Source organism: Cellulomonas sp. (assembly GCF_017744555.1).
In the GTDB taxonomy this organism is placed as follows: domain Bacteria; phylum Actinomycetota; class Actinomycetes; order Actinomycetales; family Cellulomonadaceae; genus Cellulomonas.
Window position 1 is genome coordinate 1 of sequence record NZ_JAGIBD010000045.1, and the last position, 23314, is coordinate 23314.

Sequence of the window (23314 nt, forward strand, 5' to 3'; positions counted from 1 at the left end):
CACCCGCACCCGCCTCGCACGGCCTGCGCGCGGCGCTCCGGCGCACGCCCGGCAAGCTGCGCGTCGCGGGCGTGCTCGTGGCGCTCGCGGCCCTGGTCGCCGGTGCCGCTGGCCTCACGGCGGGCCTGTCGCAGGCGGCGGCCCTCGACGCGGCCCGGGCCGACACGGCCCAGCTCATCGGGGTGCGCGACGTCCGCAACGACCTGGTCACCGCCGACGCGGCCGCGACGAACGCGTTCCTGGTCGGCGGGCTCGAACCGCCCGAGCAGCGGGCCCGGTACGACGCTGCGATCGCCGAGGCCTCGGCAGGCCTGGCGGGTCTCGCGGGGTCGAACGCGTCGGACGCCGAGCTCGTCGGCAAGGCGACCGCGGGCCTGACGACCTACACGGGCCTCGTGGAGCAGGCGCGGGCCAACAACCGGCAGGGCTTCCCGGTCGGCGCGGCGTACCTCGACCAGGCGTCGTCGGTGCTGCGCACCGAGGTCCTGCCCGCGCTCGACGACCTGGTGGCGGACAACACGGGTCGCGTGGACGACTCGTTCGGCGCGGTCCAGGCCGTGGTGTGGGTGCTGGCGCTGTGCGTGCTCGCGCTCGTGGTGCTCGTGATCGTGGAGGTGTGGCTCGCGCGCCGCACGCACCGGCGGCTCAACGCCGGCCTCGCGGCCGCGACGGTCGTGCTGCTCGTCGCGACGATCGGCGGTGCCGTGGTGCTGGGGCGGGCGAGCGTGCGGGCCGACGACGTCCGCGACGGCCCGTACGCACGTGCGGTGGCCGTCTCGCAGGCCCTGTCGCTCGCGACCGACGCGAAGTCGATGGAGTCGTTCACGCTGATCAAGCGTGGTTCGGGGCAGTCGTTCGAGGAGACGTTCGTCACCGAGACGGACCAGGCCGCCGCGGTGCTCGACGCCGCCCCGGCGCCCGCGGGTGCGCTCGGGCAGCAGCTGTCCACGTGGGTGGCCGCGCACGCCGAGATCCGGTCGCTCGACGACGGCGGCGACTGGGACGGCGCCGTCGCGCTGGCCGTCGACCCGGCGGGGGAGCCGCGGACCTCGTTCGACGCGCTCACCGACGCGGCGACCACGTCGGTCGAGGCCGACGTCGCCGCCACGCAGGACGCGCTGTCGCGTGCGGGTGACGCCGTCGTCCTGCTCGGCTGGCTCGCGCTCCTCGCGGGTGTCGCGGCAGCGGTCCTCGGGTGGCGCGGTATCGGCAGGCGACTGGAGGAGTACCGGTGACCACGAAGACCCGTCTCGCGCGCACCGCCGCCGCAGTCGTGGCGGTCCTCGGCCTCGCGCTGCTCGCGGGCTGCGACCCGGCGGACACCTCGGCCGACGTGACGCCGACGCCGACCGCCAGCGCGACGTCGGCCCCCACCGCGGCCCCGGCAGCTGTGCAGTGCGACGACGCGACCACCTCGTACGCGCCCGACGCGGGCACCGCGATCGCGCCGGGCAGCACGATGGCCGCGATCCGGGACCGCGGCTCGCTCGTCGTCGGCGTCTCCGCGGACACGCTGCTCATGGGCGCGCGCAACCCGCTCACGGGCCAGATCGAGGGCTTCGACATCGACGTCCTGCACGAGGTGTCGCGCGCGCTGTTCGGCGACCCGAACCGGCTGCAGTTCCGGGTCATCACGTCCGGGCAGCGGATCGATGTGCTCACCGGCGGCCAGGTGGACCTCGTCGCGCGCACGTTCACGATGAACTGCGACCGGTGGCAGCAGATCGCGTTCTCGGCGGAGTACCTGCGCTCGGGCCAGAAGCTGCTCGTGACGCGCGACTCGACGGCGACGAGCCTCGACGACCTCGCGGGCCGCAAGGTGTGCGCACCGAAGGGCACGACGACGCTGGACCGCCTGGGCCAGTACCCGGAGGTCACTGCCGTCCCCGCCGACACCCACACGGCCTGCCTGGTGCTGTTCCAGCAGGGCAAGGTCGACGCGATCACGGGCGACGACACGGTGCTCGCAGGCTTCGCGGCGCAGGACCCGTACGCGAAGGTCGTCGGCGACCCGATCAGCGCCGAGCCCTACGGGATCGGCGTGCCCGCCGCGAACGTCGACATGGTGCGGTTCGTCAACGCGGTCCTCGACCAGGCGAAGGCCGACGGCACGTGGACCGCTCTGTACGACCGCTGGCTCGGGGCGCTCGGTCCCGCACCCGTGCCGCCCGCCTCCGTGTACGGCCGGACGCCGTGACGGAGGCATCGTGACCGGCACGACGTCGGGCCGGGCGCAGGCCCCCGCGGCACCCGGCAGGCTCGGCGAGGCGGCGCCAGCCGAGGAGCTCGCCGAGTACCTCGTGGGCCTCGACCGCTGGCTGACCGACCGGCGAGCCGACCTCGACCGCCTCGACACCGCCGCGCAGGCGTCAGCCACGGGTGACACGCTCACGCCCGACCTCGTGCTGGCCCTGACGATGTGGCAGGCGATCCGCACGCGCGCCGACGAGCTCGTCGCGGTGTGGGACTCCGGCCGGGCCGATGTCGTGGCCCGCGAGAAGATGTCGCAGCTCGTCTGGGGCCGGCTCGACTCGGGTCTCGGGTCCGCGCTCGTGTCGCTCGTCGAGGCCGTCACGCTGTGCGACGCGATGATCGGTCAGGTGCGGGTGCGGCTCGCGTTCGACCCGAGCACGGCCGACGACGTCGCCCGGCTGCGCGAGCTGCGGGCCGCGCTGGTGCGCTGCGAGGACCTCGCGGGCGTCGAGCCGGAGCCGCTCGCCGCGGTGGCCGCGCTGCGCGACCGGGAGCGCAGGCTCGTCGAGCAGGCCGCCCGCGGTGCGGACGTCGGGGGACCGCTCGCCGAGCTCGAGGCCGCGACCGCGCGCGCCGAGCGCGACCTGATCGTGCAGGTGTCCCAGCGCCGCACGCTCGTCACGGGCCGTGCGGCGGCCCGGTCCACGTTCGACGCGCTCGAGACACGCGAGCCGACGCTGCACGACCTGGCCGACCGGTGCCGTCGCGAGATCGTCCGGCCGCCGAAGCTCGCGGTCCCCGACGTCTCTCGCCTCGGCCCGCCGCCGGAGACCCGCACCGAACTCGACGCCTATGTCGAGCGCCTGGGGGCCGTGCAGCGGGCGTTCGACGCGGTCGCCGACGCGTACAGCGCACCGCTGCGCGAGCGAGCCGAGCTGCGCTACCGCCTCGAGCAGGCGCGCGCCGCCGCGGACGCCAACGGCCGCAGCGCGTCACCGACCGTCCGGGCCGGCTACGAGGAGGCGACCGCGGCCGTCGAGCAGACGCCGTGCGACGTCGACCAGTCGCGCTTCCTCGTCGAGCAGTACCTGTACCTCACGCGCGACCTGCCCCACCCGGGGCCGGAAGGGACCCGACGATGACGACCGCCGTCTCCTGCACCGAGCTCGGGTGCACCGGAACGTACGAGGACGGGTACTGCAACGTCTGCGGGTCGCCGCAGGCACCCACGGCACCGTCGTCGTCGGGCACCGGCACCACGGCACCCGCGTCGGCGACGACGCTCCTCGGGACCGGGTTCGCCCAGGCGCAGCCCGACCGCGGCGCGGCGGCGACCGAACCCGGCTCGGAGCAGTCGACCCGGACCGGACGGACGAGCTCGAGCAGGCTCGCCACGGCTGCGCTCGGCTCGGCGCGCACCGCCGCGACCGGTTCGACGACGACCCGCCGGGTCGGCACCTCCTCGACCCGCCTGCGCGGCGCGCGGCTCGGCGCGGGCCTGACGACCGTGCCGCCCGCACCCGTGCCGGACCCGCTCGGTTCGGTGATGGCCGACCCGCAGGTTCCGGAGGCCAAGCGGTTCTGCCCCGCATGCGGCGCGAAGGTCGGTCGCGGGCGCGACGGCAGCCCCGGCCGCACCGAGGGGTTCTGCCCGCAGTGCGGCAACGCGTTCGACTTCGCGCCCCGCCTCGCGCCGGGTGACCTGGTCGGCGGGCAGTACGAGGTCGTCGGCTGCCTCGCGCACGGCGGTCTCGGCTGGATCTACCTGGCCCGCGACCAGAACGTCTCGGGTCGCTGGGTCGTCCTCAAGGGCCTGCTCAACGCCGGCGACCCCGACGCGTACGCCGCGGCCATCGCCGAGCGCCAGTTCCTCGCGGAGGTCGAGCACCCGCTCATCGTCGAGATCTACAACTTCGCGATGCACGAGGGCGCCGGCTACACGGTCATGGAGTTCGTCGGTGGCCGGTCGCTCAAGCAGATCCTCGCCCAGCGCCGCGACGCGCACGGTGGCGTCAACGACCCGCTGCCCGTCGACCAGGCCCTCGCCTACGTCCTGGAGATCCTGCCGGCGTTCGCGTACCTGCACGACATCGGGCTGCTGTTCTGCGACTTCAAGCCCGACAACATGATCCAGCAGGGCGACGCGGTCAAGCTCATCGACCTCGGCGGCGTGCGGCGCATCGACGACCTCGACTCGGCGATCTTCGGCACGGTCGGCTACCAGGCGCCCGAGGTGCCCGAGGTCGGCACGTCGGTGGCGTCGGACATCTACACGATCGGCCGCACGCTGGCGACGCTCGTCCTCGACTTCCGCGGCAACACCACGACGTACGCGGCGTCGCTGCCCGACGTCGCGGACACGCCGGTGTTCCAGCGGTACGACTCGTTCTACCGGCTGCTCGCGAAGGCGTGCGCGCTCGACCCGGCGGACCGGTTCGGCACGGTCGACGAGCTGCGCGCGCAGGTGCTCGGCGTGCTGCGCGAGGTCGTCGCGACCGACCGCGGCGACGGCAGCCCCGCGCTGCACTCCGCGGCGTCGGTGCTGTTCGAGGTGCCGCAGTCCGACCAGGCGACGCGTCCGCTCGCGTGGGACGAGCTGCCCGCGCTGCGCGTCGACGCGAACGACCCGGCCGCGAGCTGGCTCGCGGGCGTCAACGTGAGCGACCCGGTGCAGCGCCTGGCGGTGCTCGCCGACGCTCCCGAGGACACCGTCGAGGTGCGGCTCCGCAGGGCGGGGGCCGCGATCGAGGCGAACCGGCCCGACGTGCTGCAGGACGCGGTCGGCCTGATCCTCGCCGACGACCCGTGGGAGTGGCGCGCGGCGTGGCTCGGCGGCCTCGCCCAGCTCGCGAGCGGCGACCCGGTGGCGGCACGCGCCTCGTTCAACGCCGTCTACGGACAGGTGCCCGGCGAGCTCGCCCCCAAGCTGGCCCTCGCCGCGGCGTGCGAGCTCAGTGGCGAACCCGAGATCGCCGAGTCGTTGTACGTCGTGTGCGCGCGCTCCGACGCGAACTACACCGCACCCGCGGCGTTCGGGCTCGCCCGGATCCGCCGGGCACGCGGCGACGTGCCCGGCGCGCTCGCGGCGCTCGACCTCGTCACGCCGACCCGCAGCTCCTACGTCGACGCCCGCATGCTGCGCGCGCAGCTCCTCGCCGAGTCGAAGCGCGACCTCACGGCGCTCGCGGACGCGCTGCGCAGCGTGCAGACGGTGACGATCGCGCCGCGCGACCGCGCCGTCCTCCAGGTGGACGTGCTCGGCTCGGCGCTCGACACCGTGCTCGCGCAGGGGCCGTCGACGACCGTGACGATCGACGGGGTGCCCGCCCGCGAGCCCGAGCTGCGGGACGCGCTCGAGGGGGCGTTCCGGCGGCTGGCGGACCTCACCGAGCAGCCCGACGAGCGGATCAGTCTGGTCGACCGCGCGAACGAGGTGCGCCGGTGGACCACGTGGTGACCGTGACCTGCCCGTCCTGCGGCGCCGCGGTGCACGACGCTGACCGGTTCTGCGAGGGGTGCGGCGCACCGCTCACGGCTCCGGCGGCCGTGGCCGCGTCCGACCCTGCACCGGCCGCACCGGTGGCACCGGCCACGTCGGGCGACCCGGTCTCGCCGGGCACGGCCCCGTGCCGAGCCTGCGGCGGCGTCGTCGCGGTCGACGGGTACTGCGAGCAGTGCGGCGCACTCGCGGTGAGCGAGCGCGACCACTGGTCCGAGCGGCCGGCACCGCACGTCGGTGGGGTGTGCGACCGCGGCCGGCGGCACGCCCGCAACGAGGACGCGATGGCCCTGCACGCCGACGAGGCGGTCACCGTGCTGGTCGTGTGCGACGGCGTCTCGAGCGCCCCGGACTCCGACCTCGCGAGCCTGGCGGCGGCCCGCGCCGCCCGGGACGTCCTCGCGGCCGGCGCGCCGTCGGGAACGACCGCCGCCCCCGAGCGGCCCGCTGCGTGGTCGGCGCTGCTCGCCGATGCCGCAGCCGCCGCCGACGCGGCGATCCGCGGTGCGGTCGGCGACCGGGCGGACCGCACGGAGCCGCCGTCGTGCACGTTCGTCGCTGCGGTCGTCGACGGCCCCCTGGTCGTGACGGGCTGGCTCGGTGACTCCCGGACGTACTGGCTGCCCGACGGCGGTACGCCCCGGCAGCTCACGGCCGACGACTCGGGCGCCAACGAGCTGATCGCCCGCGGCATCCCGCGAGCTCAGGCCGAGTCGTCGCCCACCGCGCACGCGATCACCCGCTGGCTCGGGCCGGACGCCGCCGACGTCGTCCCGCAGACCACCTGGACGCAGACCCACGGCGCGGGCTGGGTGCTGGTGTGCTCGGACGGCCTGTGGAACTACTGCTCCGAGGCCGCCGACCTCGACGCGCTCGTCCGAGACGTGGAGACCCGCGTCGGGCCCGCACCCGACGCCGTCGCGGCCGAGCTCGTGACGTGGGCGAACGCGCAGGGCGGCCACGACAACATCACCGTGGCGCTCGCCCGGCTCGCGGGCGATAACCTCCAGGCGGAGCCGACCGGGTCGGCGCCGGGAGCCGACGGCGGGTCGCCGCCCACCCCGAGCCCCGACCTCGACCCGACCGACCGCTGATCGACGAAGGAGCCACCGTGGCCGAGTTCCGCACCGAGGTCTTCCAGAACGAGTTCCTGTCGGACGGTGCCACCGACGTGCACGCGATCGTGACGGTCACCGCGTCCGGCGCGGGACCCGCCGGGACGGCCCAGGGCGGCGTCGCGGAGATCGTCATCATCGACACGTCGGGCTCGATGGAGGGCGCGAACCTGGCCGCCGCGAAGCACGCTGCGCAGGTGGCGATCGACCAGATCCCCGACGGCACGTTCTTCGCCGTCATCGGCGGCAGCCACGTCGCGCAGCGCGTGTTCCCGCTGCCGAACTGGGCGGTCGCGATGGTGCCGATGGACGACCGGGCGCGGTTCGACGCGAAGCAGGCGATCGCGGGCGTCCGGTCGTCGGGCGGCACCGCGATGAGCACGTGGCTGCGGCTCGCGGACATCATCTTCGCGACCGTGCCGCAGGCGACGCAGCGGCACGCCGTCCTGCTGACGGACGGGAAGAACGAGTCGGAGGCGCGCAGCGAGCTGACGCGTGCGGTCCGCGACCTCACGGGTCACTTCCAGTGCGACGCACGCGGCGTCGGGGAGAACTGGGTGGTCGAGGAGCTGCGCGAGATCGCGACCGCGCTCCTCGGCACGGTCGACCTCATCGCCGACCCGGCCGACATCGCGGAGGACTTCCGCAAGATCGTGCAGGCGTCGATGGCACGGGGTGTCGCGTCGGCCGAGCTGCGAGTGTGGGCGCCGCAGGGTGCGCAGGTGCTGTTCGTGCGGCAGGTCGCCCCGACGGTCGAGGACCTGACGTCACGCCGCACTGAGGTCAACGCGCTCACGGGCGCCTACCCGACGGGGTCGTGGGGCGACGAGTCGCGCGACTACCACGTGGCCGTGCGGGTCGCGTCGAAGCCCGTCGGGTCGGAGCAGCTCGCGGCGCGCGTGCAGGTCGCGGTCGGGGGAGAGGTGCTGACGTCGGGTCTGGTGAAGGCGCGCTGGACGGACGACGACGCGCTGTCGGCGCGCATCAGCCCCGAGGTGGCGCACTACACGGGCCAGGCCGAGCTCGCGTCGGCCATCCAGGAGGGCCTGGCCGCGAAGGCCGCGGGCGACGAGGCGACGGCGACCGTCAAGCTCGGCCGCGCCGTCCAGCTCGCCGCGGAGACGGGCAACGAGGAGGCGACGTCCCGGCTGCGGCGCGTGGTCGAGATCGACGACGAGGAGCAGGGCACCGTGCGGCTCAAGCGCAATGCCGCCAAGCTCGACGAGATGGCGCTCGACACGGCCTCGACGAAGACGACCCGGGTGCGCCGATGAGCCCCGTCGTCTGCCCGCAGGGCCACCGCTCGGAGGCGACCGACTACTGCGACGTGTGCGGTGCGCCGCTCGACGCGGCGGCTCCGGCCCCGGCGGCGGCCTCCCCGACCCCGACGCCGACCACGTGCGCGCACTGCGGTGCGCCTGCGGCGGCTGGTGCGCTGTTCTGCGAGAACTGCGGGTACGACTTCACGACCGGCTCGTTGCCCGTCGCGACCGGCGTGACGACGAGCCCGGTGCCGACGAGCCCGGCGCCGACTAGCCCGGCGCCGACGAGCCCGGCCCCGACGAGCCCGAGTCCGAGCGCGGCGCCGAGCCCGACCCCGTCGACCCCGACCCCGGCCGTCCCGGCACCGACCGCGCTCGAGACCCCGCCCCCCGCGGGCCCGGACCAGTGGGTCGCGGAGATCTGGGTCGACCCCGACTGGTACGCGGTGCAGAAGCCCGAGGACCCGATCCCGTCGCCCGGCCCGCCGGCGCTCGTCCCGCTGCGTGAGCGCAGCGTGCTCGTCGGGCGCCCGTCGGTGTCGCGCAACATCCACCCGAAGGTCGACTGCGGCGCCGACTCGGGGGTGTCCCGCCGCCAGTGCCAGCTCAACACCGACGGGCAGCGCTGGTGGGTCGAGGACCTGGAGTCGTCGAACGGCACGTACGTGAGCCGCGTGGGCGACCCCATCCCGACCCAGCCGATCCCGGTCGGCCAGCGGCGCGAGCTGCAGGACGGCGACCGGTTGTACGTCGGTGCGTGGACGCGGATCGTCATCCGCAAGGCGCTGCCCGGCGAGGTCTGACGGGCGAACCGGGTCCGGTCGGTGTTGTCGTCAGGCGGGCTCGACCGGCCTCGCCAGGAGCGCGACGCGCACGGTCCCACCCTTGGTGACCTGCTCGCCGACCTGCTCGAACCCGAGCCGCGCGTGGAACGCGAGCGACCCGGGGTTCGGCGGGTCGAGGTTCACCTCGCACGTGACCTGTCCGAGCCCGAGCTCGCGGGCGCGGGCGTCGACGGCCTCGTACAGCAGCCGCCCGACGCCCTGCCCGTGGGCGTCCGGCGAGACGACGACGCGGTCCACGTACAGCGACCCCGGGACGTGCTCGCTGAACCAGAGGTAGTTCTCGGACGCGTAGGCGGACCCGGGCGCGAGGGCGAGCAGGAACCCGAGGGGGCCGTCGTCGCCGTCCGCGAGGAGCGCGAGGTCGCACTCGGGGACGTGCGCGGCGAGCCCCTCGGCACCGAGCGCGTTGACCGCGGGCACGGCGGCGTCGTTGAGCGCGGCGAGCGCCGGCACGTCGGTGGCGTCGACCGCCCGCAGGCGGGTGCTCACACGACGCAGCTGTCGTCGGTGCACGCCTCGGCGTCGGGGTCGCCCGCGACGACGGCCAGCGGGTTCGCCTCGCGCCACCCGGCCTCGAGCAGCTGCGTGAACACCTCGGCGGGCTGCGCGCCCGACACGGCGACGCGCCGGTCGACGACGAAGAACGGCACGCCGTTGACGCCGAGCGCACGGGCTTCGGCCTCGTCACGCCGCACGTCGGCGGCGGCGCGGTCGCCCGCGAGCACCGCGCGCACGTCGTCGTCGTCGAGCCCCGCGTCGGCGAAGCCGGCCTCGCGGGCCAGCCGCACGAGCGTCTCGTGGTCGCCGAGGTCGGCGCCCTGGGAGAAGTGCGCCGCGAACACCTTCTCGATGAGTGACTCGACGAGGTCCGCACCGCCCACCTCGCGCGCGACGTGCAGCAGCCGGTGGCCGTCGAACGTGTTGGCGGCGAGCGCGCGGTCGAAGTCGAAGACGAGCCCCTCGCCGGCCGCCACGTTCGCGACGTGCGCGAACATCTGCCGCACCTGCTCGCGCGGCAGCCCCTTGTGCTCGACGAGCGCGTCGATCTCGGGCCGTCCGGGCCCGGCCGGCGTGCCGGGGGACAGCTCGTAGGAGCGCCACGTCACGGCGACGTGGTCGCGGAACGGGAACGCGTCGAGCGCGGCGGCGAACCGGCGCTTGCCGATGTAGCACCAGGGGCAGGCGATGTCGGACCAGACCTCGACCTGGAGCGTGCGCGTCGGCAGCGGGGTCAGGGGCAGCACGGAAGTCACGGGAGGAGCAGGACCTTTCCGGTGGTGGCACGCCCTTCGAGGGCGCGGTGGGCGTCGGCAGCGTCGGCCAGGGGATACGTCGCGCCGACCCGCACGTCGAGCGTCCCGGCGCGGACGGCGTCGAAGAGCTCGGTCGCGCGCCACGTCAGCTCGTCGCGCGACGCGGTGTGGTCGCCGAGCGTGGGACGGGTGAGGAACACCGACCCGGCGGCGTTCAGGCGCTGCGGGTCCACGGGCGGGACGGGACCGGACGAGGCCCCGAAGAGCACCAGCATGCCGCGGCGGGCCACCGAGGCGAGCGACGCGTCGAACGTGTCCCTGCCGACGGAGTCGTAGACGACGTCCACGCCACGGCCAGCCGTCAGGGAACGCACCGCGGCGGGCAGGTCGGCGGTGAGGTCCTGGAGCTCGCGGTACCGGATGACGTCGGCGGCGCCCGCGGACCGGGCGAGCCGCTCCTTCTCCTCGCTCCCGACGGTCGCGATCACGCGCGCGCCCCGCTGCGACGCGAGCTGGGTGAGGAGCAGTCCGACGCCCCCTGCGGCGGCGTGCACGAGCACGTCCTGCCCGGCGGTCACGGGGAAGGTCGACGTCACGAGGTAGTGCGCGGTGAGGCCCTGGAGGGGGAGTGCGGCCGCGACCTCGTCGGACACGTCGGCCGGGACGACGAGCGTGTCGGCCTCCCGCACCCGCACGAGCTCGGCGTAGGAGCCGGGGGCGGACGACCAGGCGACGCGGTCGCCGACGGCGAGCGTCGTCACCTCGGACCCGACCTCGACCACCTCGCCGGCCCCCTCGGAGCCGACGACGTGCGGGAAGGCGACGGTGTAGACCCCCGACCGACGGTACGTGTCGATGAAGTTGACCCCGGCGGCCGCGACGCGGACGAGGACCTCGTCGGGCTCGGGCCGGGGGTCGGGGACGTCGGTGAGCTGCAGGACCTCGGGACCGCCCGCGGCGGTGGCGATGATGGCGCGCACGTCGGACGCAACGACGACGACGCCTCGTGTCATCCCGGGAAACGTCGTCGTATCTTTCTGCATGGCCGTGTATGGTCATGCACATGACGTTCACGGTCGCGGTCGCTGGCGCGTCCGGCTACGCCGGCGGAGAGATGCTCCGCCTCCTGCTCGCCCACCCTGAGGCCCGGATCGGCGCGCTCACGGCCCACTCGAACGCGGGCACGCGGCTCGGCGAGCACGCGCCACACCTGCGCTCGCTGGCCGACCGGGTGCTCGAGAAGACCGACGTCGACGCGCTCGCCGGGCACGACGTCGTGGTCCTCGCGCTGCCGCACGGTGCAAGCGGAGCCGTCGCGGCCGAGCTCGCCGCCCGGGGGGACGACGCGATCGTCGTCGACCTCGGCGCGGACCACCGGCTCGTCGACCCGCAGGCGTGGGAGGAGTTCTACGGCACGCCGCACGCCGGGACCTGGCCGTACGGCCTTCCGGAGCTGCTGACCGCGGGCGAGACGGTCGCGGCGGGCCAGCGCGCGCACCTCGCGGGCGCCACCCGGATCGCGGTCCCCGGCTGCAACGTCAGCGCCGTGACGCTCGGCCTGCAGCCGGGTGTCGCCGCGGGCCTCATCGACCCGGTCGACGTCGTCGCCGTGCTCGCGAACGGCTACTCGGGCGCCGGCCGCTCCCTCAAGACGCACCTGCTCGCCGCCGAGGGTCTGGGCGCTGCGCAGCCGTACGCGGTCGGCGGCAGCCACCGGCACATCCCCGAGATCGCCCAGAACCTGCGGTCCGCGGGTGCGGCCGACGTGACGCTCTCGTTCACGCCGACGCTCGTCCCGATGGCGCGTGGCATCCTCGCGACGGCGACCGCCCGGCTCGTCGAGGGCGCCGACCCGGCCGCCGTCCGGGCCGCCTGGGCGCACACGTACGCCGACGAGCCGTTCGTCCACCTGCTGCCCGAGGGCCAGTGGCCGACGACCGCGTCGACGCTCGGTGCCAACACCGCGCTCGTGCAGGTCGCGGTCGACGCGCGCGCGGGCCGGGTCGTCACCGTCACGGCGATCGACAACCTCGTGAAGGGCACGGCGGGCGGCGCCCTGCAGTCCCTCAACATCGCGCTCGGCCTGCCCGAGACGCTGGGCCTCCCGCTCGACGGGGTCGCACCGTGAGCGCGCTGGTCGCGCCCGGGCACGCCTGCCCCGTGCTCGCCCACCATGCTGGTGCCCGTCCGTCCAGCACGACCGAGGAGACACCGTGATCGACCAGACCGAAGAGCTCCCGTCGCCCGGGGTCACCGCGCCGCGCGGGTTCACTGCGGCGGGCGTCACCGCCGGCCTCAAGCCGTCGGGCCGGCCGGACCTGGCGCTCGTCGTGAACGAGGGCCCGCTCGACGTCGGCACGGCGGTGTTCACCACGAACCGTGTGGTCGGCGCGCCGGTGATCTGGTCCCGCCAGGTCGTGCAGGACCACGTCGTCAAGGCCGTCGTGCTCAACTCCGGCGGCGCGAACGTGTTCGCCGGGCCCGAGGGGTTCCAGGACTCGCACGCGACGGCCGAGCGGGTCGGGCACGCGCTCGGTGTCTCCCCGGGCGACGTCGTCGTGGCGTCCACAGGCATCATCGGCGAGCGCCTCCCGCGCCAGCTCCTGCTCGACGGCGTCGACCTGGCATCGGCCGCGCTGAGCGACGACGGCGGACCGGCCGCGGCGGTCGCGATCATGACGACGGACACCGTCCCGAAGACGGCCCACGTGACGATCGACGGCGACTTCGGCACCTGGACCGTCGGCGGGATGGCCAAGGGCGCGGGCATGCTCGCCCCGGCGCTCGCGACGATGCTCTGCGTCATCACGACGGACGCGGTGGTCGACGCGGAGACGGCGGAGCGGGCGCTGCGCACCGCGACCCGCCAGACGTTCGACCGCATCGACTCCGACGGCTGCATGTCCACGTCCGACACCGTCGTGCTCATGGTCTCCGGCGCGAGCGGCGCGCAGCCCGACCCCGAGGGGTTCGTCGCGGGCCTCACGGCCGTCTGCGGGGACCTCGCCCGACAGCTCATCGCCGACGCCGAGGGGGCGACGCACGACATCGCGGTGACGGTCATGGGCGCCGAGACCGAGGACGCCGCGCTCGCCGTCGCCCGCGCCATCACCCGCTCGAACCTCTTCAAGGCCGCCGTCTACGGCAACGACCCGAACTGGGGTCGTGTGCTCGCCCAGGTCGGGACGGTCCCGGAGTCGGTCGCCGCGTTCGACCCCGCGACGCTCGACGTGTCGATCAACGGCGTCCTGGTCTGCAAGGACGGCGCCGCCCACACGCCGCGTTCCGAGGTCGACCTGTCCTCCGAGCGGCTCGTGCAGGTGCTCGTCGACCTCAAGGCGGGCGGCGAGGTCGTCACCGTGTGGACCAACGACCTCACGCACGCGTACGTCACCGAGAACAGCGAGTACACGACGTGAGCGACGACTTCGTCTTCGACACCCGGACGGACCTGCGCGCGGACCAGAAGGCCCATGTGCTCGTCGAGGCGCTGCCGTGGCTGCAGAAGTTCGCGGGCGCCCTCGTCGTCGTCAAGTACGGCGGCAACGCCATGATCGACGAGGACCTCAAGCGCGCGTTCGCCGAAGACATGGTCTTCCTGCGGCAGGTCGGTCTGCGGCCCGTCGTGGTACACGGCGGCGGCCCGCAGATCAACGCGATGCTCGACCGGCTCGGCATCGAGTCCGAGTTCCGCGGCGGACTGCGCGTCACGACCCCCGAGGCCATGGACGTGGTCCGCATGGTGCTCACCGGCCAGGTGTCGCGCGAGCTCGTCGGGCTGCTCAACGCGCACGGCCCGCACGCCGTAGGCCTGTCGGGCGAGGACGGCGGGTTGTTCCAGGCGCGGCGCCGCGAGGCGTTCGTCGACGGGCAGCCCGTGGACATCGGCCTGGTCGGCGACGTCGTCAAGGTCAACCCGGGTGCGGTGCTGGACCTGCTCGACGCGGGCCGGATCCCGGTCGTCTCGACGGTCGCGCCGGACATCGACGACCCCACACAGGTGCTCAACGTCAACGCGGACACCGCGGCGGCCGCCCTCGCCGTGGCCCTGGGGGCCCGCAAGCTCATCGTCCTCACGGACGTCGAGGGCCTCTACACGAGCTGGCCCGACAAGACGTCGCTCGTGCGACGCCTGCGGGCGAGCGCGCTCGCCGAGCTCCTGCCGAGCCTCGACTCGGGCATGCGCCCGAAGATGGAGGCCTGCTGGCGGGCGGTCGAGGGTGGCGTCGGCCGCGCGCACGTCATCGACGGCCGCGCCCCGCACTCCATCCTCGTCGAGGTCTTCACGTCCGACGGCATCGGCACCATGGTGCTGCCCGACGAGGAGCCTGCCGACGCCCCGTTCACGTCCCCCGTGCCGGTCGTCCCGCACCCCACCCCCGACCATGAGGTGACCGCATGACCGCCGACCTCGCAGGCGCCCGGCACCGGGCGCCGAGCGCGCCCGACGCCGGCCTGCCCGTGCCGGCCACGGAGGGCTCCGTCGCCGAGTGGACCGACCGGTACTCGCACGCGCTCATGGACACGTTCGGCGCGCCGCAGCGGGTGCTGGTCCGCGGCGAGGGCCCGTACGTGTGGGACGCCGACGGTCGTCGGTACCTCGACCTGCTCGGCGGTATCGCGGTCAACTCGCTCGGGCACGCGCACCCGACGCTGACGGCGGCGATCAGCGCGCAGCTGGGCACGCTCGGCCACGTGTCGAACTTCTTCGGCAGCCCGACGCAGATCGCCTTCGCCGAGCGCCTGCTCGGCCTCGTCGGCGCCCCGGCGGGCTCGCGGGTGTTCCTCACCAACTCCGGCACGGAGGCCAACGAGGCAGCGTTCAAGCTGGCGCGGCGCAACGGCGGGCCGGATCGCCCGCGCATCCTCGCGCTCGAGGGCTCGTTCCACGGCCGCTCGATGGGCGCGCTCGCGCTGACGTCCAAGGCCGCGTACCGCGAGCCGTTCGAGCCGCTGCCCGGCGGCGTCGAGTTCCTGCCGTTCGGTGACACGGACGCGCTCGAGGCGGCGTTCGCCGACGGCGCGGGCCGCGAGGTCGCGGCGCTGTTCGTCGAGCCCATCCAGGGCGAGGTCGGCGTCCGGCCGCTCCCGCCCGGCTACCTCGCTCTCGCCCGCAAGCTCACCGCGGACAGCGGTGCGCTGCTCGTGCTCGACGAGGTGCAGACCGGCATGGGCCGCACGGGCGCCTGGTTCGCCCACCACCTCCCGCACGTCGGGGGCGGCATCACGCCCGACGCCGTGACGGTGGCCAAGGGGCTCGGCGGCGGCTTCCCGGTCGGCGCGCTGATCGCGCTCGGCGAGCCGGTCGCGTCGCTCCTCGGCCGGGGCCAGCACGGCTCGACGTTCGGGGGCAACCCCGTGGCGTCCGCGGCAGGGCTCGCGACGATCGCGGTCATCGAACGGGACGGGCTCCTGGCGCACGTCACAGACCTGGGCGCACGCCTGCGCGAGCGGCTGGCCGGCGCGAGCCCGCTCGTCGCGGAGGTCCGCGGCGAGGGCTTCCTCATCGCCGTCGAGCTCACGGCTCCGATCGCGGCGGACGTCGCGCAGCGCGCGCTCGACGCCGGCTTCATCGTCAACCCGTGCACGCCGACCGCACTGCGGCTGGCACCGCCGTTCGTCCTCACCGACGAGCAGGCAGGCACGTTCGTCGACTTCCTCGCGTCGCTCCCGCATGACCTGGGGGTCCAGCCGTGACGACGCCGACCCGCCACTTCCTGCGCGACGACGACCTGAGCCCCGCCGAGCTGCGGTCGGTGCTCGAGCTCGCGCTCGCGTTCCGCGACGACCGGTTCATCCGCTCGCCGCTGGTCGGCCCGCGGGCGGTGGCAGTCATCTTCGACAAGCCCACGCTCCGCACGCAGGTCTCGTTCACGACGGGTATCGCGGAGCTCGGCGGCTTCCCGCTGGTCGTCGACGGCAAGCTCGCCGGGATCGGCAAGCGCGAGTCGATCACGGACACGACGCGGGTGCTGGACCGGCAGGTCGCGGCGATCGTCTGGCGCACGCACGACCAGTCCCGCCTCGAGGAGATGGCGGCGGTCTCGCGCGTGCCGGTCGTCAACGCGCTCACGGACCAGTTCCACCCGTGCCAGATCCTCGCGGACCTGGCGACGATCGCGCAGCACCGCGGGGGAGTCGGCCGCCTCGCGGGCAAGACGCTGGCGTACGTCGGCGACGGCGCCAACAACATGGCGCACTCGTACCTGCTCGGCGGCGCGACCGCGGGCCTGCACGTGCGGGTGGGCACGCCGCGTGCGTACCTGCCGGACCCGCAGGTCGTCGCCGACGCGGCCGCGATCGCGACGACGACCGGCGGCTCGGTCCAGGTGGTGCACACGATCGAGGAGGCCGTCGCGGGCGCGGACGCGGTCGCGACCGACACGTGGGTGAGCATGGGGCAGGAGGACGAGGCGGGGGAGCGCGAGACGCCGTTCATGCCGTTCCGCCTCGACTCCGCCGCGCTCGCGCTCGCCGCGCCGGACGCGCTCGTGCTGCACTGCCTGCCGGCGTACCGCGGCAAGGAGATCACCGCCGAGGTGCTCGACGGCCCGCAGTCGGTCGTGTGGGACGAGGCCGAGTTCCGCCTGCACGCCCAGAAGGCTCTCCTGTCGTTCCTTCTGGAGCGGTCGTGAGCGTCACGAGCCCGGTCCCGGCGACGAAGGCGGCGCGTCAGGCGCTCGTCGCGTCGCTGCTCACGCGCGGCCAGGTGCACTCGCAGCAGCAGCTCGCCGAGCTGCTGGCCGCCGAGGGCGTCCAGGTCACGCAGGCGACGCTGTCCCGCGACCTCGTCGAGCTGCGGGCCGAGAAGATCCGGACGCCCACCGGCGCGCTGGCGTACGCGGTCCCGGCCGAGGGCGGCGCCCGGGCGCCGGTCGCCGGCCCGGACCAGGAGATGCTCGCCGCCCGGCTGGCTCGCTTGTGCGGCGAGCTTCTCGTGACCGCCGAGGCGTCCGGCAACCTGGTCGTCCTGCGCACGCCGCCCGGCGCCGCGCAGTTCCTCGCGTCCGCGATCGACCACTCCGTGCTGCCTGCGGTCCTCGGGACCATCGCGGGCGACGACACCGTGCTGGTGATCGCGCGCGAGACCGAGGACGAGCCGAGCGCCGCGGGCGCCGCGCTGGCCGCCCGGTTCCTCGCGCTCGCGACCGACCCCCGTCCTGAGCCCTCCCGAGCCGGCCAGAGCCGGCCCACCGACTGACCACCCCCACCACGAAGGAAGAGTTCCCCATGACTGAGCGCGTCGTCCTCGCCTACTCCGGCGGCCTGGACACCTCTGTCGGCATCGGCTGGATCGCCGAGGCCACCGGCGCCGAGGTGATCGCGGTCGCCGTCGACGTCGGCCAGGGCGGCGAGGACCTGTCGGTCATCCGTCAGCGTGCGCTCGACTGCGGCGCGGTCGAGGCGTACGTCGCGGACGCCCGCGACGAGTTCGCGACCGAGTACTGCATGCCCGCCCTGCAGGCCAACGCGCTGTACCTCGACCGCTACCCCCTGGTGTCGGCGCTGTCCCGCCCGGTCATCGTCAAGCACCTGGTCCGGGCCGCCCGCCAGTTCGGCGCCACGACCGTCGCGCACGGCTGCACCGGCAAGGGCAACGACCAGGTCCGCTTCGAGGTCGGAATCACGTCGCTCGCCCCCGACCTCACGTGCCTCGCGCCCGTCCGCGACCTCGCGCTGACCCGCGACAAGGCCATCGAGTTCGCGACCCGCAAGAACCTGCCGATCGAGACGACGAAGCACAACCCGTTCTCGATCGACCAGAACGTGTGGGGCCGCGCGGTCGAGACCGGCTTCCTCGAGGACATCTGGAACGGCCCGACGAAGGACGTCTACACGTACACGGACGACCCGACGTTCCCGCCGGTCGCCGACGAGGTCGTCATCACGTTCGAGCAGGGCGTCCCGGTCGCGCTCGACGGCGTCCCGGTGACCCCGCTGCAGGCCATCCAGGAGATGAACCGCCGCGCGGGCGCCCAGGGCGTCGGCCGGATCGACATCGTCGAGGACCGCCTGGTCGGCATCAAGTCGCGCGAGGTGTACGAGGCGCCGGGCGCGATGGCCCTCATCGCCGCGCACCAGGAGCTCGAGAACGTCACGGTCGAGCGCGAGCAGGCCCGCTTCAAGCGCACCGTCGAGCAGCGCTGGACCGAGCTGGTCTACGACGGCCAGTGGTTCTCGCCGCTCAAGCGGTCGCTCGACACGTTCGTCGCCGACACGCAGCGCTACGTCTCGGGCGACGTCCGGATCGTGCTGCACGGCGGCCGCGCGACGGTCACGGGCCGCCGCTCCGACGCGAGCCTGTACGACTTCAACCTCGCGACGTACGACACGGGCGACTCGTTCGACCAGTCGGCCGCGAAGGGCTTCATCGAGATCTACGGCCTGAGCTCCAAGCTCGCCGCCGCGCGCGACGTGCGGTTCGGCAACGGCGTGGACCTCGGCACGCAGGGCGGGATCACGGGTGCCTGACGAGCTGGACACACGCTCGGGCGGGTCGGACGTCGCCGCCGGCCAGCCGGTCTCCCTCTGGGGAGGCCGGTTCGCCGGCGGCCCGTCGCCCGAGCTGCAGGCGCTGTCGCAGTCGACGCACTTCGACTGGCGGCTCGCGGCGGTCGACATCGCGGGCTCGAAGGCGCACGCGCGCGTGCTGCGCACGGCTGGGCTGCTGACGGACGACGAGCTCGCGACGATGCTCGACGCGCTCGAGCGGCTGCGGGTCGACGTCGAGAACGGCGACTTCCTCCCGGTGCTGGCCGACGAGGACGTGCACACGGCCCTCGAGCGCGGGCTCATCGACCGCGCGGGCGCCGAGGTCGGCGGCAAGCTCCGGGCCGGCCGGTCGCGCAACGACCAGATCGCGACGCTCGTGCGGATGTACCTGCGCGCGCAGGCCCGCTCGCTGTCGGGCCTCGTGCTCGACGTGGTCGACGCGCTCGTCGCACAGGCCGAGGCCGCCGGCGACGCGCCCATGCCCGGCCGCACGCACCTGCAGCACGCACAGCCCGTCCTGCTCGCGCACCACCTGCTCGCGCACGCCTGGCCGCTGCTGCGCGACGTCGAGCGCTGGGTCGACTGGGACGCGCGCGCGGCCCTGTCGCCGTACGGCTCGGGCGCCCTCGCGGGCTCGTCGCTCGGCCTGGACCCGGCCGCGGTCGCGGCGGACCTCGGCTTCGACGGCCCGGTCGAGAACTCGATCGACGGCACGGCCTCACGCGACGTGGTCGCGGAGTTCGCGTTCGTCGCGGCCATGACGTCGGTCGACGTGTCGCGCCTCGCCGAGGAGGTCATCCTCTGGGCGACGAAGGAGTTCGGGTTCGTCCGGCTGCACGACTCCTACTCCACGGGGTCGAGCATCATGCCGCAGAAGAAGAACCCCGACATCGCCGAGCTCGCCCGCGGCAAGGCCGGCCGGTTGGTCGGCGACCTCACGGGCCTGCTCACGACGCTCAAGGGCCTCCCGCTCGCGTACAACCGCGACCTGCAGGAGGACAAGGAGCCGGTGTTCGACCAGGTCGACCAGCTCACGGTCCTCCTGCCCGCGTTCGCCGGGATGGTCGCGACGCTGACGTTCGACACCGACCGCCTCGCGGCGCTGGCGCCGCAGGGCTTCTCGCTCGCGACGGACATCGCCGAGTGGCTCGTCCGCGAGGGCGTGCCGTTCCGGGTGGCCCACGAGGTCGCGGGCGCCTGCGTCCGGGCGTGCGAGCAGCACGAGCCGCCCATCGAGCTCTGGGAGCTCACGGACGACGAGCTCGCGCAGATCTCGGAGCACCTCACGCCCGACGTCCGCTCGGTGCTCACGGTCGCCGGCTCGCTGGCGTCGAGGTCGGCGCACGGCGGCACCGCTCCGGCCCGCGTCGCCGAGCAGCTCGAGCGCGCCCGTGCGCGCGCCACCGAGCTGCGCTCCTGGGCCTCCTGACGCGCGTGGACGCTCCCGACGCAGCGGCCCGACCGGTCGCGGACGACCTCGTCGCCCGCGCCCTGGCCGGGCCGCCGCGCCTGGGCCGCGTCCGCGTCGTCTGCGTCGACGGGCCCGCCGGCTCCGGAAAGACGACGACGGCGGCCGCCCTCGCGGCGTCCGCCCGCGCGGTCGGCCTCGACGCCAGGCTCGTCCACCTCGACGACCTCTACGAGGGCTGGTCAGGCCTCGGCGGCTCGCTCTGGCCGCGCCTGACGGCCCAGGTCCTCGAGCCCCTGCGCCGTGGGCTGCCCGGCCGTTACCAGCGCTACGACTGGGTGTCGTCACGGTTCGACGACTGGATCGACGTCCCGGTACCGGACCTGCTCGTCCTCGAGGGCTGCGGCTCGGCCCCGCGTGCCGTCGACACCATCGCCGTCCTGCGGGTGTGGGTCGAGGCGTCCGACGAGCTGCGTCTCGAGCGGGGCCTGGCGCGTGACGGCGCGGACGCCCGCCCGCAGTGGGAGCGGTGGATGCGTGACGAGACCGAGCACTTCGCCCGTGAACGCACGCGCGAGCGCGCCGACGTGCGGCTCGACGCGTTCGGGGCCGTGTCGCGGTGACCTGGCTGCCGTCGTCGGCTCGTGCTCGGGCGTCGTCGGCGTGCGGTCGGTGCGGTGGACTCGCCCCGGGCGACCCACGATCGTGCGGCAGGATGGTCGCGTGAGTACGTCGTCCGCCTCGCACCCGGGTCCGCCTGACGCGGCCGACCCGCGCGCGTTCGTGACCGTGCCCGCCCGGGTCTGGTACAGCCGCGAGGTGCACGCCGTCGCGCGCGACCTGCTCGGCGCCCACCTCACGGCCCGGTCCGACGAGGGCGACGTGACGGTCCGCATCACCGAGGTCGAGGCCTACGCGGGACCGGAGGACCCGGGCTCGCACGCGTTCCGCGGCCGCACGTCGCGCAACGCCGTGATGTTCGCCGAGCCGGGCCGCCTGTACGTCTATCGCCACCTGGGCCTGCACCACTGCCTCAACGTCGTCGCGCAGCCGACCGGGAGCCCCGCGGCGGTCCTGCTGCGTGCGGGCGAGGTCGTCGAGGGCGCGGAGCTCGCGTGGCAGCGACGCGAGCGCGTGGGGGTCGTCGACTCGCACCGTCAGCTCGCGCGTGGACCCGCCCGGCTCGCCGTGTGCCTCGGCCTGGACCTGCGCGCGAACGGTGCGGACCTCACGGAGGCCGGCGGCGCGATCGTGCTCCACCGCGACCACGACGCGATGCAGCCGACGCTCGCCACGGGCCCCCGTGTCGGCGTCTCCGGGCACGGGGGAGACCCGCAGCACTTCCCGTGGCGCTACTGGCTGACCGACGAGCGCACGGTGTCCGCGTACCGGCCCGCGTATCGGAGGCCGACGTCGGTAGACGCCCCGTGAGGGCGACGACGTCGGCGGTGCCCCTCGCCTCTCGCGCGCCCGCGCGCGTCCTTCGCCCCTGACCTGGAGACCTCGTGACCCACATCCTCGACGAGCTCGAGTGGCGCGGCCTGACCGCGCAGACCACCGACCCCGACGCGTTGCGTGCCGCGCTGTCCGCCGGCCCGGTGTCCCTGTACTGCGGGTTCGACCCGACCGCGCCGAGCCTGCACATCGGCAACCTCGTCCAGATCCTCACCGTCCGCCGCCTGCAGGACGCCGGCCACCGCCCGTACGCGCTGGTCGGAGGTGCGACGGGCCTCATCGGCGACCCGAAGATGACGGGGGAGCGCACGCTCAACTCGCGCGACGTCGTCGCCGGGTGGGTCGAGCGGATCCGCCGCCAGATCGAGCCGCTGCTGCGGTTCGACGGCGACAACGCGGCGACGATGGTGAACAACCTCGACTGGACCGCGCCGCTGTCCGCGATCGACTTCCTGCGCGACGTCGGCAAGCACTACCGCCTGGGCACGATGCTCGCCAAGGACACGGTGGCGCGCCGCCTCAACAGCGACCAGGGCATCAGCTTCACCGAGTTCAGCTACCAGATCCTGCAGGGCATGGACTACCTGGAGCTGCACCGCCGGCACGGCGTCGCGCTGCAGACGGGCGGCTCCGACCAGTGGGGCAACCTCCTGTCGGGTGTCGAGCTCGTCCGCAAGGTCGAGGGCACCGCGGTGCACGCCCTGACCACGCCGCTCATCACCAAGGCTGACGGCACGAAGTTCGGCAAGACCGAGTCCGGCACGGTGTGGCTCGACCCGGACCTCACGAGCCCGTACGCGTTCTTCCAGTTCTGGCTCAACGCCGACGACGCCGACGTGGTCGGCTACCTCAAGGTGTTCACGTTCCGCACCCGCGACGAGATCGACGCCCTGGCGACGGCGGTCGCCGAACGGCCGGCCGCTCGCGAGGCCCAGCGGACGCTCGCCTACGACGTCACGGCTCTGGTGCACGGCAGCGACGCCGCCGACAAGGTCGTCGCCGCGAGCCAGGCCCTGTTCGGTCGCGGCTCGCTGGGTGACCTCGACGCCCCGACGCTCGCGGCCGCGGTCGCCGAGCTCCCGTCGGCGTCGGGTGGTGCGGGCGTCCCGATCGTCGACCTGCTCGCGGCCACGGGGATCGTCGCGAGCAAGGCGGCGGCCCGGCGCGCGATCAGCGAGGGCGGCGCCTCGGTGAACAACGTGCGCGTGCCCGACGAGGACGCCGTCCTGTCCGCCGACGACCTGCTGCACGGCCGGTGGGCGGTCCTGCGTCGAGGCAAGCGCACGCTGGCGGTCGTCGACGCGCAGGCCTGACGTCCGGACCCCGCTGTCGGCCCGCTCGCGGAGGCGTCGACCGGCGCTGTCCAGCTTGCCCCGGTGCAGCGACCCGGTCGGCCGCCCGTGCACGGTGGCCGGCCGGGTCGCCGCAGGTCAGAGGCCTGCGGCGACCTGGTGACGGGGGTCACCGCAACAGGATTTGCCACCTGCGCCAGGCCGCGCGTAATGTTCTCGATGTCGCCCGGCAGGGAGGAACAGACACCAGGGAACGAACCCGGTGGCTGGTCCCGAGGGTGGCCGCCCCCGAAGTTCGATCGAGGCGCTCCGCGCGCCCTGATACGGTTCGGGACCGGGCCTCAGCCCGCAACCGCCGCTCGAAAGAGCCGGACGGGAGCACTGAAATGGTCCGATACGATGGAGAACGACAAAGCCTCGAAGAAGGGCCGAAAGGCCTGGAGCGATGCGCGTCTGTTCCTTGAGAACTCAACAGTGTGCCAAGTAGTCGATGCCAAGA

Annotated in this window: 21 protein-coding genes; 18 read left to right on the top strand and 3 right to left on the bottom strand. The window is 74.3% G+C overall.

The genetic code is table 11. From position 1 onward, the window contains the following. The 7 genes from J7523_RS18640 to J7523_RS18670 form a co-directional block, all read left to right on the top strand. Positions 1-1235, top strand: a 1235-nt coding sequence (locus J7523_RS18640; protein ID WP_291890101.1) for a hypothetical protein, incomplete at its 5' end; no start/stop codon positions are given. After that, positions 1232-2197 (top strand): glutamate ABC transporter substrate-binding protein, encoded by a 966-nt coding sequence (locus tag J7523_RS18645; RefSeq protein ID WP_291890103.1) that lies wholly within the window; start codon positions 1232-1234, stop codon positions 2195-2197. The genes J7523_RS18640 and J7523_RS18645, both read left to right, overlap by 4 nt. 10 nt (positions 2198-2207) lie before the next feature. Continuing rightward, positions 2208-3335, top strand: coding sequence for a hypothetical protein (locus J7523_RS18650; RefSeq protein WP_291890105.1), 1128 nt, complete (start codon positions 2208-2210; stop codon positions 3333-3335). Beyond that, entirely contained in the window at positions 3332-5650 is a 2319-nt protein-coding gene (locus tag J7523_RS18655; protein ID WP_291890107.1) for a serine/threonine-protein kinase, read from the top strand. The genes J7523_RS18650 and J7523_RS18655 overlap by 4 nt, the downstream gene beginning before the upstream one ends. After that, positions 5635-6786, top strand: coding sequence for a protein phosphatase 2C domain-containing protein (locus J7523_RS18660; protein ID WP_291890110.1), 1152 nt, complete (start codon positions 5635-5637; stop codon positions 6784-6786). The genes J7523_RS18655 and J7523_RS18660 overlap by 16 nt, the downstream gene beginning before the upstream one ends. Before the next feature lie 17 nt (positions 6787-6803). Continuing rightward, complete coding sequence (locus J7523_RS18665; protein ID WP_291890112.1) at positions 6804-8081, top strand: VWA domain-containing protein; 1278 nt, start codon at positions 6804-6806, stop codon at positions 8079-8081. Next, positions 8078-8872, top strand: a complete 795-nt coding sequence (locus J7523_RS18670; RefSeq protein ID WP_291890114.1) for an FHA domain-containing protein — start codon at positions 8078-8080, stop codon at positions 8870-8872. The genes J7523_RS18665 and J7523_RS18670 overlap by 4 nt, the downstream gene beginning before the upstream one ends. Before the next feature lie 30 nt (positions 8873-8902). On the opposite strand, the gene J7523_RS18675 is transcribed toward J7523_RS18670, so the two are convergent. From J7523_RS18675 to J7523_RS18685, 3 genes are read right to left on the bottom strand one after another with little or no spacing between them, the layout of a single operon-like run. Continuing rightward, positions 8903-9403 carry a GNAT family N-acetyltransferase gene (locus J7523_RS18675; RefSeq protein WP_291890115.1) on the bottom strand — a complete coding sequence of 167 codons (501 nt, stop codon included), beginning with the start codon at positions 9401-9403 and terminating at the stop codon, positions 8903-8905. Further along, on the bottom strand, positions 9400-10167 hold the full coding sequence (locus tag J7523_RS18680; protein WP_291890116.1) for a DsbA family oxidoreductase: 768 nt from the start codon (positions 10165-10167) through the stop codon (positions 9400-9402). The genes J7523_RS18675 and J7523_RS18680 overlap by 4 nt, the downstream gene beginning before the upstream one ends. Further along, the gene (locus J7523_RS18685; RefSeq protein WP_291890127.1) at positions 10164-11147 is read right to left on the bottom strand and encodes a quinone oxidoreductase; all 984 of its coding nucleotides are present in this window, start codon (positions 11145-11147) and stop codon (positions 10164-10166) included. The genes J7523_RS18680 and J7523_RS18685 overlap by 4 nt, the downstream gene beginning before the upstream one ends. Before the next feature lie 83 nt (positions 11148-11230). On the opposite strand from J7523_RS18685, the gene argC reads away from it, so the two are divergent. The 11 genes from argC to tyrS all read left to right on the top strand — a co-directional run bounded on the left by argC (position 11231) and on the right by tyrS (position 22836). Next, the gene (argC, locus tag J7523_RS18690) at positions 11231-12295 is read left to right on the top strand and encodes an N-acetyl-gamma-glutamyl-phosphate reductase (protein WP_291890117.1); all 1065 of its coding nucleotides are present in this window, start codon (positions 11231-11233) and stop codon (positions 12293-12295) included. An 85-nt stretch (positions 12296-12380) separates the two neighbouring features. Next, a complete protein-coding gene (argJ, locus tag J7523_RS18695) occupies positions 12381-13586 on the top strand; it encodes a bifunctional glutamate N-acetyltransferase/amino-acid acetyltransferase ArgJ (protein ID WP_291890118.1) in 1206 nt (401 codons plus the stop codon). Continuing rightward, positions 13583-14569, top strand: coding sequence for an acetylglutamate kinase (gene argB / locus J7523_RS18700; protein WP_291890119.1), 987 nt, complete (start codon positions 13583-13585; stop codon positions 14567-14569). The genes argJ and argB overlap by 4 nt, the downstream gene beginning before the upstream one ends. Next, entirely contained in the window at positions 14566-15864 is a 1299-nt protein-coding gene (locus tag J7523_RS18705) for an acetylornithine transaminase (protein ID WP_291890120.1), read from the top strand. The genes argB and J7523_RS18705 overlap by 4 nt, the downstream gene beginning before the upstream one ends. After that, positions 15861-16802: an ornithine carbamoyltransferase gene (argF, locus tag J7523_RS18710; RefSeq protein ID WP_291890121.1), complete on the top strand. Its 942-nt coding sequence runs from the start codon at positions 15861-15863 to the stop codon at positions 16800-16802. Before J7523_RS18705 ends, argF begins: the two co-directional genes overlap by 4 nt. Then, a complete protein-coding gene (locus J7523_RS18715) occupies positions 16799-17368 on the top strand; it encodes an arginine repressor (RefSeq protein WP_291890122.1) in 570 nt (189 codons plus the stop codon). Before argF ends, J7523_RS18715 begins: the two co-directional genes overlap by 4 nt. A gap of 29 nt (positions 17369-17397) precedes the next feature. Further along, the gene (locus J7523_RS18720) at positions 17398-18639 is read left to right on the top strand and encodes an argininosuccinate synthase (protein ID WP_291890123.1); all 1242 of its coding nucleotides are present in this window, start codon (positions 17398-17400) and stop codon (positions 18637-18639) included. Further along, the gene (argH, locus tag J7523_RS18725) at positions 18632-20089 is read left to right on the top strand and encodes an argininosuccinate lyase (RefSeq protein ID WP_291890124.1); all 1458 of its coding nucleotides are present in this window, start codon (positions 18632-18634) and stop codon (positions 20087-20089) included. The genes J7523_RS18720 and argH overlap by 8 nt, the downstream gene beginning before the upstream one ends. Positions 20090-20094: 5 nt before the next feature. After that, the gene (locus tag J7523_RS18730; protein WP_291890125.1) at positions 20095-20691 is read left to right on the top strand and encodes an AAA family ATPase; all 597 of its coding nucleotides are present in this window, start codon (positions 20095-20097) and stop codon (positions 20689-20691) included. 160 nt (positions 20692-20851) lie between these two features. Next, complete coding sequence (locus J7523_RS18735; RefSeq protein WP_291890128.1) at positions 20852-21499, top strand: DNA-3-methyladenine glycosylase; 648 nt, start codon at positions 20852-20854, stop codon at positions 21497-21499. A 74-nt stretch (positions 21500-21573) separates the two neighbouring features. Continuing rightward, complete coding sequence (tyrS, locus tag J7523_RS18740) at positions 21574-22836, top strand: tyrosine--tRNA ligase (RefSeq protein ID WP_291890126.1); 1263 nt, start codon at positions 21574-21576, stop codon at positions 22834-22836. The last annotated feature ends 478 nt before the right edge of the window (positions 22837-23314 follow it).